This is a genomic window from Pseudomonas reactans (assembly GCF_013385825.1).
In the GTDB taxonomy this organism is placed as follows: domain Bacteria; phylum Pseudomonadota; class Gammaproteobacteria; order Pseudomonadales; family Pseudomonadaceae; genus Aquipseudomonas; species Aquipseudomonas reactans.
In genome coordinates this window covers 245,419-258,404 of record NZ_JACAPG010000006.1, presented here as the reverse complement: position 1 = coordinate 258,404, position 12,986 = coordinate 245,419, and the positions used below count along the sequence as shown (strand labels likewise).

At 60.1% G+C, this 12,986-nt stretch carries 16 protein-coding genes; 9 read left to right on the top strand and 7 right to left on the bottom strand.

Annotated features, from left to right (window positions below; genetic code table 11):
* The first annotated feature begins 6 nt into the window (after positions 1–6).
* From lptC to HX868_RS07260, 8 genes are all read left to right on the top strand, one after another.
* The gene (lptC, locus tag HX868_RS07295; protein WP_016976204.1) at positions 7–579 is read left to right on the top strand and encodes an LPS export ABC transporter periplasmic protein LptC; all 573 of its coding nucleotides are present in this window, start codon (positions 7–9) and stop codon (positions 577–579) included.
* Positions 566–1,099: a lipopolysaccharide transport periplasmic protein LptA gene (lptA, locus tag HX868_RS07290; RefSeq protein WP_177002409.1), complete on the top strand. Its 534-nt coding sequence runs from the start codon at positions 566–568 to the stop codon at positions 1,097–1,099. The genes lptC and lptA overlap by 14 nt, the downstream gene beginning before the upstream one ends.
* Entirely contained in the window at positions 1,099–1,824 is a 726-nt protein-coding gene (gene lptB, locus HX868_RS07285) for an LPS export ABC transporter ATP-binding protein (protein ID WP_003171806.1), read from the top strand. Before lptA ends, lptB begins: the two co-directional genes overlap by 1 nt.
* Before the next feature lie 185 nt (positions 1,825–2,009).
* Positions 2,010–3,503, top strand: a complete 1,494-nt coding sequence (locus HX868_RS07280) for an RNA polymerase factor sigma-54 (protein WP_016974289.1) — start codon at positions 2,010–2,012, stop codon at positions 3,501–3,503.
* Between the two features lie 75 nt (positions 3,504–3,578).
* Complete coding sequence (hpf, locus tag HX868_RS07275; RefSeq protein WP_003171804.1) at positions 3,579–3,884, top strand: ribosome hibernation-promoting factor, HPF/YfiA family; 306 nt, start codon at positions 3,579–3,581, stop codon at positions 3,882–3,884.
* Between the two features lie 10 nt (positions 3,885–3,894).
* On the top strand, positions 3,895–4,359 hold the full coding sequence (gene ptsN / locus HX868_RS07270) for a PTS IIA-like nitrogen regulatory protein PtsN (RefSeq protein ID WP_177002408.1): 465 nt from the start codon (positions 3,895–3,897) through the stop codon (positions 4,357–4,359).
* A gap of 2 nt (positions 4,360–4,361) precedes the next feature.
* Entirely contained in the window at positions 4,362–5,219 is an 858-nt protein-coding gene (rapZ, locus tag HX868_RS07265) for an RNase adapter RapZ (protein ID WP_016976207.1), read from the top strand.
* Positions 5,220–5,235: 16 nt separating this feature from the next.
* The gene (locus tag HX868_RS07260) at positions 5,236–5,508 is read left to right on the top strand and encodes an HPr family phosphocarrier protein (RefSeq protein WP_177002407.1); all 273 of its coding nucleotides are present in this window, start codon (positions 5,236–5,238) and stop codon (positions 5,506–5,508) included.
* A 98-nt stretch (positions 5,509–5,606) separates the two neighbouring features.
* Here the strand turns inward: HX868_RS07260 and HX868_RS07255 are convergent, their stop codons facing one another.
* The 6 genes from HX868_RS07255 to pmbA all read right to left on the bottom strand — a co-directional run bounded on the left by HX868_RS07255 (position 5,607) and on the right by pmbA (position 10,865).
* Positions 5,607–6,500, bottom strand: coding sequence for a ZIP family metal transporter (locus tag HX868_RS07255; protein WP_177002406.1), 894 nt, complete (start codon positions 6,498–6,500; stop codon positions 5,607–5,609).
* Positions 6,501–6,533: 33 nt separating this feature from the next.
* Positions 6,534–7,145 carry a superoxide dismutase gene (locus HX868_RS07250; protein WP_016976209.1) on the bottom strand — a complete coding sequence of 204 codons (612 nt, stop codon included), beginning with the start codon at positions 7,143–7,145 and terminating at the stop codon, positions 6,534–6,536.
* A gap of 1 nt (position 7,146) precedes the next feature.
* On the bottom strand, positions 7,147–7,575 hold the full coding sequence (locus HX868_RS07245; protein WP_095014719.1) for a hypothetical protein: 429 nt from the start codon (positions 7,573–7,575) through the stop codon (positions 7,147–7,149).
* Positions 7,576–7,602: 27 nt separating this feature from the next.
* Positions 7,603–8,979 carry a class II fumarate hydratase gene (locus HX868_RS07240; protein WP_177002405.1) on the bottom strand — a complete coding sequence of 459 codons (1,377 nt, stop codon included), beginning with the start codon at positions 8,977–8,979 and terminating at the stop codon, positions 7,603–7,605.
* Complete coding sequence (locus HX868_RS07235; protein ID WP_095014717.1) at positions 8,972–9,367, bottom strand: FagA protein; 396 nt, start codon at positions 9,365–9,367, stop codon at positions 8,972–8,974. The genes HX868_RS07240 and HX868_RS07235 overlap by 8 nt, the downstream gene beginning before the upstream one ends.
* A gap of 151 nt (positions 9,368–9,518) precedes the next feature.
* On the bottom strand, positions 9,519–10,865 hold the full coding sequence (gene pmbA, locus HX868_RS07230; protein ID WP_177002404.1) for a metalloprotease PmbA: 1,347 nt from the start codon (positions 10,863–10,865) through the stop codon (positions 9,519–9,521).
* Positions 10,866–10,973: 108 nt separating this feature from the next.
* Between pmbA and yjgA the strand changes: the two genes are divergently transcribed.
* A complete protein-coding gene (gene yjgA / locus HX868_RS07225; RefSeq protein WP_033899348.1) occupies positions 10,974–11,495 on the top strand; it encodes a ribosome biogenesis factor YjgA in 522 nt (173 codons plus the stop codon).
* A gap of 45 nt (positions 11,496–11,540) precedes the next feature.
* Here the strand turns inward: yjgA and tldD are convergent, their stop codons facing one another.
* Positions 11,541–12,983, bottom strand: coding sequence for a metalloprotease TldD (gene tldD, locus HX868_RS07220; RefSeq protein ID WP_010213129.1), 1,443 nt, complete (start codon positions 12,981–12,983; stop codon positions 11,541–11,543).
* Positions 12,984–12,986 lie beyond the last annotated feature (3 nt).

The following is a 12,986-nucleotide window of genomic DNA, read 5'->3' as shown; positions in this document are numbered from 1 at the left end:
CGTTTTATGCTGAGCAAAAAGATTCGCAACTTCCTGTTATTCGGGGTCATTGCCGCGCTGTTCCTGGCGGTAGGCTACTGGAATATCAGCCCGGAGCGCTTTCTCGACCAGCCTGCCGCGCAGGTTGACGAGGGTGCTATCGACTATTACGCCATCAATGCCAAGAGCGTGCAGTTCCTGCCCGACGGCAAGGTGCAGTACGAGATGACCTCGGACAAGGTCGAGCACGTGAAGGCCAGCGAAATCACGCTACTGACCAACCCGGACATGAACATCTACCGCGGTACCGAGTTCCCGTGGCACGTCACCAGCAAGCGTGGCGAGGTCAACCCGGACGGTACCGAGGTGGAACTGATCGACTCGGTGCGCGTTGCGCGCACCGACGATAAAAATCGTGAGACCGTGATTACCAGCAGTCGCATGACCGTATTCCCGCAGAAGCAATATGCGCAGACCGAGCAAGACGTTAGAATCGACGGCGCTGGCGGTGTATCGACTGGCAAGGGAATGAAAGCGTATTTGAAAGAAAGCAGGATACACCTGCTATCGAACGTAAGAGGACAGTATGAGGCTCGTTAAAACTCTCCCTATTTTGCTCGGTCTGGGCGCAGCACTGGGAAGCGTGAGCGCCTGGGCTCTGCCGAACGATAGCCAGCAACCGATCCACATCCAGGCTGACGATGCGCAGCTGGATGACAAACAAGGCGTCGCGACCTATACCGGCGGCGTGATCATCATCCAGGGTTCGATGAAGATCACCGGCAATACGGTGACGCTTACGCGCACCAAGGACGGCGATATCGACGTGGTGACGTCGGTGGGCAACTTGGCATACTTCGAACAGCAGCAGTCGGCGACCGATACCGGCAAGATGAAGGGCTTCGGCAAGACCATCCAGTATCACGCCCAGCAGAACCGCATCGTACTAATCGACCAGGCCAAGGTGCTCAGCCCCGATGGCAACTCCACGGAAGGTGAGAAAATCACCTACGACACCGTGAAACAGATCGCTAATGCCGGTCGTGCCAATGGCAGCAAGGTCACCGCACCTCGCCCACGCATCGACATGGTTATCCAGCCGAAGAAGAAGGCCGAGTAATGGCAACCCTGAAAGCCCAGCATCTGGCCAAGGCCTACAAAAGCCGTCAGGTCGTGCGCGACGTCAGCCTGTCGATCGACAGCGGCCAGATCGTCGGCTTGCTCGGCCCGAATGGCGCCGGCAAGACCACCTGCTTCTACATGATTGTCGGCCTGGTCCAAGCGGATCAGGGTCGCGTCCTGATCGACGACCTGGACGTGAGCCACCAGCCAATGCATGGTCGTGCGCGCGCCGGTATCGGCTATCTCCCGCAGGAGGCGTCGATCTTCCGCAAACTGTCGGTCGCCGATAACATCATGGCGATCCTCGAGACCCGCAAGGAACTCGACCGTGACGGCCGTCGCAAGGAGCTGGAAAGCCTGCTGCAGGAATTCCACATCAACCACATCCGCGACAACCTCGGCATGAGCCTGTCCGGTGGTGAGCGTCGTCGCGTGGAAATCGCCCGCGCGCTGGCCACTGCACCCAAGTTCATCCTGTTGGACGAACCGTTTGCCGGCGTCGACCCGATCTCGGTCGGCGACATCAAGCAGATCATCCATCACCTCAAGGCCAAGGGCATTGGCGTGCTGATCACTGACCACAACGTCCGTGAAACCCTCGACATCTGCGAAACCGCGTATATCGTCAACGATGGCCAGCTGATCGCCGAAGGCGATTCCGCCACCATCCTGGCCAACGAACTGGTCAAGGAAGTGTACCTGGGTCACGAGTTCCGCCTGTAAACACCGTGGTGTCACGGCCGTTTGCCGAGGTGCGCGGGAGTCAATGAAAACCTCCGGATTTTTATTGTTACCGCGCTCTAGGCAAAGCACCCGACATCAGGCATATAATTTGCTTATGTTTGGCGCTCACGCGCCCTGTCGTGGATGGCGCATTGCGCCGGCGAATAAGGTGTTAAGCCCCTGCCATGAAACCATCGCTAGTCCTGAGAATGGGCCAGCAGCTGACGATGACACCGCAGCTGCAACAGGCCATCCGCCTGCTCCAATTGTCGACCCTGGACCTGCAACAGGAAATCCAGGAGGCCCTGGAGTCCAATCCGATGCTCGAACGCCAGGAAGAAGGCGACGACTTCGATAACGCAGACCCGCTGGCCGATAACATCGAGCAAAAACCCAATTCCGACGTGCAGGAACCCTCCTATCAGGAAACCGCCCCTACGGTGGATAACCTTGAGGAAGGCGAATGGAACGAACGCATCCCCAACGAACTTCCCGTCGACACGGCCTGGGAAGACGTCTACCAGACCAGCGCCAGCAGCCTGCCCAGCAATGACGATGACGAGTGGGACTTCACCACCCGCACCTCCGCCGGTGAAAGCCTGCAGAGCCACCTGCTGTGGCAACTGAACCTGGCGCCGATGTCGGACACCGACCGCCTGATCGCCGTGACCCTGATCGACTGCATCAACAACCAGGGTTATCTAGACGAGACGCTCGAAGAGATTCTTGAAGCCTTCGACCCGGAACTGGACATCGAGCTGGACGAGATCGAAGCCGTCCTGCACCGCATCCAGCAATTCGAGCCTGCCGGGATCGGCGCACGCACCCTGAGTGAATGCCTGCTGCTGCAACTGCGCCAACTACCGGCCAAAACCCCCTGGCTCGCAGAGGCCCAGCGCCTGGTCACCGATTACATCGACCTGCTGGGCAGTCGCGACTACAGCCAGTTGATGCGCCGTATGAAGCTCAAGGAAGACGACCTACGCCAGGTCATCGAGCTGGTACAGAGCCTCAACCCGCGCCCGGGTTCGCAAATCGAGTCCAGCGAAGCCGAATACGTGGTGCCTGACGTGATCGTGCGCAAGGACAACGAGCGCTGGCTGGTTGAACTGAACCAGGAATCGGTGCCACGCCTGCGCGTCAACCCGCAATACGCCGGTTTCGTACGCCGCGCCGATACCAGTGCCGATAACACCTTCATGCGCAACCAGTTGCAGGAGGCCCGCTGGTTCATCAAGAGCCTGCAAAGCCGCAACGAAACCCTGATGAAAGTGGCCACCCAGATTGTCGAGCACCAGCGCGGCTTCCTGGAATACGGCGACGAAGCGATGAAACCGCTGGTGCTGCATGACATCGCCGAAGCGGTCGGCATGCATGAATCGACGATTTCACGGGTTACTACGCAAAAATTCATGCATACCCCACGGGGTATTTATGAACTGAAATACTTTTTCTCCAGCCACGTCAGCACCTCCGAAGGCGGTGAATGCTCGTCCACGGCGATCCGCGCGATCATCAAAAAACTGGTTGCCGCGGAAAATCAGAAAAAGCCATTGAGTGACAGTAAGATCGCTGGTTTACTGGAGGCACAAGGCATTCAGGTCGCCCGTCGAACCGTCGCCAAGTACCGCGAGTCCCTCGGGATCGCGCCTTCCAGCGAGCGTAAGCGTTTGATGTGACGGGCGGGCCACAGCGTTCCAGTGGTGGGTATTCCTGCCCACCGCTTTATGCACTGGCAACGAAGGAGAAGCTGTATGCAAGTCAACATCAGTGGACACCAGCTGGAAGTCACCAAACCCCTGCGCGAATACACCGAAAGCAAGCTGAACAAGCTGGCAGGGCATTTTGACAAGATCACCAACGTGCAGGTCATCATGGAGGTCGATAAGCTCAAGCAGAAAATCGAGGCCACCCTGCACGTACCGAATGCAAAGCTCGTCGCCAATGCGGAGCATGAAGACATGTACGCGGCGATCGACTCGCTCTACGACAAGCTGGACCGCCAACTCATAAAGCATAAGGAAAAGAATCTGCACCTGATGCAAGGTACAGGTCGTTAACTCTCCCCCCATGATCCGACTTGAAACCATCCTGACCCCCGGCCGTTCCCTCGTGAACGTGCCGGGCGGCAGTAAAAAGCGCGCCCTCGAACAAATTGCCAACCTGATCGGCCGAGAAGTGTCCGAACTGGACACGCAAGCTGTGTACGAGGCATTGATTGCCCGTGAAAAACTTGGCTCGACCGGTTTTGGTAACGGCATCGCGATTCCTCACTGCCGCCTCAAAGGCTGCGAGAAACCCGTCAGCGCACTGCTGCACTTGGACCATCCCATCGATTTCGATGCCATCGACGGCGCCCCGGTCGACCTGCTGTTCGTGCTGCTGGTCCCGGAAGCCGCCACCGATGCGCATCTGGAACTGCTCCGGCAGATCGCCAGCATGCTCGACCGCAAGGAAGTACGCGACAAACTGCGCAGCGCCAGCAACAGCGAGGCGCTGTACCAGGTTGTCCTGGATGAACAGAACGGGCATTAATCATGCGCTTGATCATCGTCAGCGGCCGCTCCGGCTCGGGTAAAAGCACCGCCCTCAACGTACTTGAGGATAACGGTTTCTATTGCATCGACAACCTGCCCGCCGGCCTGCTGCCGGAACTGGCGGAACGCGCGTTGATCCACACCGAACTGGCGCAACCGCTGGTCGCTGTCTCGATTGACGCCCGCAACCTGCCCAGCCACCTTGAGCGTTTCCCGCAATTGCTCGAGGAAGTGCGGGCCAAGCACATTCATTGCGACGTGCTCTACCTGGATGCCGACGAAGAGACGCTGCTCAAGCGATTCTCGGAAACCCGCCGGCGCCACCCCCTCAGCAGCCCTCACCGCTCCCTGGCCGAAGCCATCGAAGACGAAACCAAGCTGCTGGGGCCGATCATTGACCTCGCCGACCTCAAGATCAACACCACCAGCCTCAACCTGTACCAGTTGCGCGATGCCATCAAGCTGCGCCTGCTGAACCAGCCGGAGCCGGGTACGGCGTTTCTGGTGGAGTCGTTTGGGTTCAAGCGCGGCATGCCGGTGGACGCCGACCTGGTGTTCGACGTGCGTTGCCTGCCCAATCCTTATTGGAAGCCGGAGCTGCGCGAACAGTCCGGGCTGGATCAGCCCGTGGCCGATTACTTGGCCGCACAACCGGATGTGGAAGAGATGTTCCATGACATCTCCAGTTACCTGCTCAAATGGCTGCCGCGTTTTGCCGCAAGCAACCGCGCCTATGTCACCATTGCCATCGGCTGCACCGGCGGGCACCACCGCTCCGTCTACCTGACCGAGCGCCTGGGCCAGGTCCTGCAAAAAACCCTCAAGAACGTCCAGGTCCGCCACCGCGACCTTAGCTGAAAGGAACACCTTCGCGATGCCCGCTCTGGAAATTGAAATCATCAACAAACTGGGCCTGCACGCCCGCGCCTCGGCCAAATTCGTGGGCGTAGCCGGGCAGTTTCCCTGCCAAATCCGCGCGGGTCGTACGCCGGAATCCATGGTCGACGGCAAAAGCATCATGGCCATGATGATGTTGGCAGCGGGCAAGGGCACCAAGATTCACTTGAAGACGGAAGGCGAGCAGGAAGACGAAGCGATGGCCGCACTGGTGGCGCTGATCAATAACTTCTTCGACGAAGGCGGATAACCCCCTGTAGGAGCCCGGCTTGCCGGCGATGGCGTCCTTCCATCCCGCGCAAGACTCGCGACCGATCGCCGGCAAGCCGGCTCCTACAAGGGAGCGGTTTACCCCAAGGCGGTGTCCATCACCATCATCAAGCAGAATCCGATGCACAACCCCAAACTGGCGAGCTTTTCGTGACCATTGCGCCGCGATTCGGGAATGACCTCGTGGGTCACCACCAGTAGCATCGCACCAGCGGCCAGGGCCAGCCCCAACGGCAATAGCACCTCGGCCAGGCTCACCAACCAAGCGCAGAGCACGGCAAATACCGGCTCGACCAGGCCTGACGCCGCACCGATCAGGAACGCCTTGACCCGCGACATCCCGGCCCCGGCCAACACCAACGCAATCACCAGCCCTTCGGGCACGTCCTGCAAGGCAATGCCCATGGCCAGGCTGTCGGCATCCGGCATGCCGCCGCCCGCCGAGACGCCGACCGCCATACCTTCCGGGATGTTGTGGGCGATGATGGCAAACACGAACAGCCAGATACGTGGCGGAATCACCGGCTTTTCCGGCGTGCCCACCAGCATTTCCGGACTGGCACCGGAGACCTTGCGGTCCACCAGATACAGCCCGAAAGCACCCAACATGATGCCAAAGCTGATCAATCCACTGGCGCCCCAGGGCGAAAGCCCCAGGCTTTCAGCCGCAGCAATACCCGGCACGATCAGCGAAAACGCTGTCGCCGCGAGCATGACCCCAGCCCCGAAGCCCAGCAGCGTATCGCTCAACGCCACCGGCATCCTCCGAATGACCAGCACCGGTACCGCGCCGAGCGCCGTACCGAGAGCGCAGATAGATCCACCCTGAAGCGCACGCAGAATCCGTGGTTCCAGGTTCAGCCAGGCCAGCCCATGGGCCACCAGCAATGCAGTACCTGCCAACAGCAACAACGAGCCAAACGCATAACGAAACATTCGCCCGCTGCAGATCGCCAGTGTTTCAGTGCCCATAGTCGGCCTTAGATCTTGTTATGAAGGTGAATGTCAGGCCACGGCGGCCTGATAGCGTGCAGCGACTTCCGGCCAGTTGATGACACTGTAGAAGGCATTGATGTATTCCGGGCGGCGGTTCTGGTAAAGCAGGTAGTAGGCGTGTTCCCACACGTCCAGGCCGAGGATCGGCGTGTTGCCACCCATCAGCGGGCTGTCCTGGTTACCGCTGCTTTCCACCACCAGCGTCTTTTGTGGGGTGACACTCAGCCAGGCCCAGCCGCTGCCGAAACGGGTCAGTGCAGCTTTGGTAAACGCCTCTTTGAAGCTATCAAAACCGCCCAATTGCTCCTCGATGGCTTTACCCAGTGCGCCTTCGGGCTTGCCACCGCCTTTGGGCGACATCACCGCCCAGAACAGCGAGTGGTTGGCATGACCACCGCCCTGATTGATCACCGCTGCACGCAGTTTTTCCGGCAGTTGCTGCACACTGGAAACCAGCTTCTCGACCGGCCAGCCGGCGAACTCGGTGCCCTCGACGGCAGCGTTGAGGTTGTTAATGTAGGTTTGGTGGTGCTTGGTGTAGTGAATTTCCATGGTTTGCGCATCGATATGCGGTTCCAGAGCGTCGTAAGCGTAAGGCAAGGCAGGCAAGGTGTAGGTCATATCAATGTGCTCCATATTGAGGAGTGGTGGGTTGCGCCGCAGCGCCACCCAACAGGCGATGGGTGCGAGGGTATTCGCCGTGATCGCTGATGAAATTCAATAGCTCGACGTAGGTCTTGCTGCTCTGGCGCAGCGCCGCTTCGCGCAATTGCGGGTTCAGACGCGGGTCCTGCATGGTTTGCAGCAGGCGCTGGTGGATGGCGCAGAGGTATTCGGCGCTCTCCTCGGGCTGGTTCAGCCGCAGATGCAGGTCCGCCAGGTTGTGATGGGAAATGACGCAGGCCGCCACTGCTTCGTCGGCATCCGCCCAGCGTTCGAACAATACTTGGGCCAGGGCAAGGGCTTGCAAGTAAGCCTCGCGAGCGTCAACCAATTCGCCCGCCATAAAGCAGCGATTGGCCCGTTCGATCGTGCGTTTCCAGTGCTCCATGGTGAGCCTCCAAAGCAGGGTCGTTTATTACACGCCGCCGGCCGTGAGCTTTTCCGGATCCAGCAGGATCTCCAGTTGGCTACGTGGCAAGTCGGTGTGCTCAAGGGCGACATCAATCACCGGACGGCCTTGCTGATAGGCCTTCTTGGCGATTTCAGCAGCCTTTTGGTAGCCGATGATCGGGTTAAGTGCCGTCACCAGGATCGGGTTGCGCGACAGCGCTTCCTTGAGCTTGGCTTCATTGACCTTGAAGCTGGCGATGGCCTTGTCCGCCAGCAAACGGCTGGAATTGGCCAGCAATTCGAGACTGCTGAGCAGGTTCTGCGCAATGATCGGCAGCATCACGTTCAACTCGAAGTTGCCCGATTGACCGGCGACGGTGATCACCGTGTCATTACCGATGACCTGAGCGGCAACCATCGCGGTTGCCTCGGGGATCACCGGATTGACCTTGCCAGGCATGATCGACGAGCCAGGCTGCAAGCCTTCCAGCTCGATTTCACCCAGGCCGGCGAGCGGGCCGGAGTTCATCCAGCGCAGGTCGTTGGCGATTTTCATCAGCGACACAGCAGTGGCTTTCAACTGGCCGGAGACTGCGACGGCGGTGTCTTGGGAGCCAATCAGGGCGAACAGGTTCTTGCCGGGCGTGAATTTAACGCCGGTCAGGCTGCTCAGTTGCTGGCTGAAACGTGCCGCGAATTCAGGGTGCGCGTTGATGCCGGTACCTACCGCAGTGCCGCCCTGGGCCAACGCCTGCAAGCTCGGCAGAAGGTCCTGCAAATGCCCGATATTGGCCTTGAGCTGCTGCGCCCAGCCATTGAGCACCTGACTCATGCGCACCGGCATGGCGTCCATCAGGTGGGTACGACCAGTTTTGATGAACGGGTGAACCTCTTCGGCCTTCTGCTCAATCACCTGCACCAGGTGCAGCAGGGCCGGGAGAGTTTGCTCATGCAGGACCAGCGCGGCACTGACGTGGATGGTGGTCGGGATGATGTCGTTGCTGCTCTGGCCGCAGTTCACGTGGTCGTTGGGGTTGACCGACTCGCCGAGCAAGCGGGTTGCCAGGGTGGCAATCACTTCGTTGGCGTTCATGTTGGAGCTGGTGCCGGAGCCGGTCTGGAAGATATCCACCGGGAAGTGCTGCATGAAGTCGCCTTCCAGCAAGCCTCGGGCGGCGTCGACGATGGCTTTGCCCTGCCCTTCACTGATTTGCTTGAGGTCGACGTTGACCTTGGCGGCGGCGGCCTTGGCCAGAATCAGGGCTCGGATGAATTGCGCCGGCATGCGTTGGTGACTGATCGGGAAGTTGTTCACCGCGCGCTGGGTTTGCGCACCGTACAAGGCCTCGGCCGGCACTTGCAGTTCGCCCATGCTGTCGCGTTCGATACGGGTGTTACTCATCGTTAGATCCTTGCACCAGGTCGGAGTGAGAAATAGACGGCAGCAATTCGCAGGTCGCCAATCGCCACGCAAAAGACTGCCAGCGCTTGAGGCGGCAGGCGCAGTGAGAGAGTTTTTCCAGGTCGCGCAGCGGGCGCCAGGCTTGATCCAGGCACATGGAGCGCCAATGCCAAGGCAGCGCGATGTCGCTGGCGGTATCGAGCAGCAGGCGGAATGAGGTTTCTGCGATCGTCCACGGATGGGTCGCGGTGCAGCACGCCAGGTATCGCCCCTCATTGAGGTAGTGTTCGATCAGGCGCGGCTCGTTGGGGTCAAGGCCGCAGCGAATCTGGCGACTCATCCAGCGCCAGCTCTCCAGGTAAGGATCCTCATGCAGGACAGAACTCATGATCCACGCTCATTCGGTAATGATATTTATTATTAAATGATATTGAGAATCAAAACAATAGCTGCAAATTGATCCGCCTGCAAAACGCCCACAAAAAAAGGCGCGCCACCCAATGGGTGGCGCGCCTTTTTTGCGTAAAACGTCGGAAAGATCAGCTACCGGCGACAGTCATCCGCTCGATCAACACCGAACCTGTGCGAATGTTGCTGCGCAGTTCCAGATCATTACCCACGGCGACGATCTGCTTGAACATGTCGCGCATATTACCGGCGATGGTCACCTCCTGGACGGCAAACTGGATCTCGCCATTTTCCACCCAGAAACCCGCCGCGCCGCGGGAGTAATCACCGGTGACCATGTTCAGGCCATGACCCATCAACTCGGTCACCAGCAAGCCACGGCCCATGCGCCGCAGCAGCGCCGCCTGGTCTTCATCGCCGTGGGTGACGAACAGGTTGTGTACACCACCGGAGTTGGCGGTGCTTGGCAGGCCCAGTTTGCGACCGGCGTACGTGCCCAGTACATAAGACACCAATTCGCCTTTTTCGACGAATGGCTTGGCATACGTCGCCAGGCCATCACCGTCGAATGACGTACTGCCCATGGCGCGCATCAAGTGCGGACGCTCGTCGATGGTCAGCCACTCCGGGAACAGCTTCTGGCCAATCGCCCCCTCCAGGAACGAGGACTTGCGGTACAAGTTGCCACCGGAAATCGCCCCCAGGAAACTGCCAAACAACCCACCGGCCAGTTCTGCCGAAAACAGCACCGGCACTTCACAGGTCGGTACCGGGCGTGCGCCCAGACGGCTCGCCGCACGCTGCGCGGCGCGCAGACCAATGCTGACCGGGTCCGCCAGCAACTCACCCTGGCGGCTCACGTCGTACCAGTAATCACGCTGCATCTGGCCATCGGCTTCGGCGATCATCACGCAGCTCAAGCTATGACGGGTGGACGCATAACCCCCAATAAAACCATGGCTGTTGCCATACACGCGGCAACCCTGGTGCGTGCTCAACGTGGTGCCATCCGCGTTCTTGATGCGGGCATCGGCGTCGAACGCGGCGGCTTCGCAGATCAATGCCTTTTCGATGGCCTGCTCGGGTGTGATGTCCCAGGCATGAAACAGATCGAAATCCTGCAAGTCCTTGGCCATCAGCGCCTTGTCGGCCAGGCCTGAGCTTTCGTCTTCAGAGGTGTGCTTGGCGATTGCCAGCGCAGCCGCCACCGTCTCGCGAATGGCTTCCGGCCCGCTGGCAGACGTACTCGCCGAACCTTTGCGCTGCCCGACATACAAGGTGATACCAAAGCCTTGGTCGCGGTTGAACTCAACGGTCTCCACTTCCCGCTGGCGCACCGACGTCGACAGCCCCTGCTCCAGCGACACCGCCACTTCACAGGCACTGGCCCCCTGGCGCTTGGCCTCGGCAAGGATCTGCTCGACTTGTTCCTGCAGTGCCGGTAACGCTTGCGGACCGACGCTTTGGGCTGCACTCATGGTTTTCTCCACTCAAATTCTGCTTTCGGTTAAGGCCATCGAGCGACCGGGCCGGACAAGCGGCCCCCGACTGGTTATCATGGCGGCGTTTCTTTGCGGACTGCCACCATGGTTGATTCTTACGACGACTCCCTCGATGGGGAGAAAAGCAAAACCCAGGTCAAACGTGAGCTGCATGCTCTGGTTGACCTCGGCGAGCGCCTTACAACGCTCAAAAAAGACTTGATTGCAAAACTGCCACTGACCGACGAAATGCGTCGTGCCCTGGCCGATGCGCCCAAGCACACCGCGAATATCGCGCGTAAACGGCACATCTCGTTTATCGGCAAACTCATGCGCGATCAGGACATCGACGCCATTCTGACCTTGCTCGATCAAACCGATGCCTCCACTCGTCAGTACAACGAACGCTTCCATAACCTGGAACGTTGGCGTGACCGCCTGATCTCGGGCGATGACGCGGTGCTGGAGAAATTTGTGGTGGACTATCCGGACGCGGACCGCCAGCAACTGCGCTCCCTGATCCGTCAGGCCCAGCACGAACTGGCGCATAACAAGGCGCCGGCGACCAGCCGTAAAATCTTCAAGTACATCCGTGAGCTGGACGAGACTCAACGCGGCCTGCGTTGATCCTCTGCCCTGGGTGGCGCTCTGCGTCACCCGAAGCTCCACCTCTTACGAGCCCGTGCCACCCACGGTGATCGCATCAATCTTCAGCGTTGGCTGGCCGACACCCACCGGCACCGACTGCCCGTCCTTCCCGCAAGTGCCCACGCCGCTGTCCAGCGACAGGTCGTTACCGACCATCGACACCTTGCTCATGGCTTCCGGCCCATTACCGATCAACGTTGCGCCTTTGACCGGCGCGGTGATCTTGCCGTCTTCGATCAGGTACGCTTCGCTGGTGGAGAACACGAACTTGCCACTGGTGATATCCACCTGGCCGCCCCCGAGGTTGGCGCAGTAGATGCCGCGCTTGACCGAAGCGATGATCTCGGCCGGGTCGCTTTCGCCACCGAGCATGTAGGTATTGGTCATGCGCGGCATCGGCAGGTGCGCATAGGATTCGCGACGGCCGTTACCCGTGCGCGCCACGCCCATCAGGCGGGCGTTGAGCTTGTCTTGCATGTAGCCCTTGAGCACACCATTTTCGATCAGGGTGGTGCACTCGGTCGGGGTGCCTTCGTCGTCGACGCTCAGCGAGCCCCGGCGCCCAGCCAAGGTGCCGTCGTCGACGATAGTGCAGAGTTTGGACGCGACCATCTCGCCCATGCGCCCGCTGTAGGCCGAACTGCCCTTGCGGTTGAAGTCACCTTCCAGACCATGGCCGACCGCTTCGTGCAGCAGCACGCCGGACCAGCCCGAGCCCAGCACCACAGGCAAAGTACCCGCCGGTGCCGGGATGGCTTCCAGATTGACCAGCGCCTGGCGCAACGCTTCACGGGCGTAACCCATGGCACGGTCGTCGGTGAGGAAATAACGGTAGTCGGTACGCCCGCCGCCGCCATGACCACCCCGTTCGCGGCGACCATTCTGTTCGACGATCACGCTGACATTGAAACGCACCAACGGGCGTACATCCGCCGCCAGGCCGCCGTCGGTAGACGCGACCAAAATGCGCTCCCACACACCGGCCATGCTCACTGTGACCTGCTGGATACGCGGGTCCAGCGCACGGGTGGCGGCGTCGATGCGCTTGAGCAGCTCGACCTTTTCCGCACGGCTGATCACTTCCAGGGGGTTATCGGGCGCGTACAGTTGCGCCACGTCCTGAGTGCTGAACGCCTGCACTGTGCCATTTTGGCCGGCACGGGAGATCGAACGCGCAGCACGCGCGGCCAGGCCCAAGGCTTCCAGGGTGATTGCGTTGCTGTAGGCAAAACCGGTTTTCTCGCCGGATTGCGCGCGCACGCCCACACCCTGGTCGAGGTTGAAACTGCCTTCCTTGACGATGCCGTCTTCCAGGGCCCAGGACTCGGAAATCTGGCCCTGGAAATACAGGTCGGCGGCGTCGATGCCCGGCCCCGCCAAGTCGCCGAGTACGGTCTGCAAGCTTTCGATGGTCACGCCACCGGGCGCCAGGAGGTGATCACTGACTGAGGACAACAACTCGCTCATAGG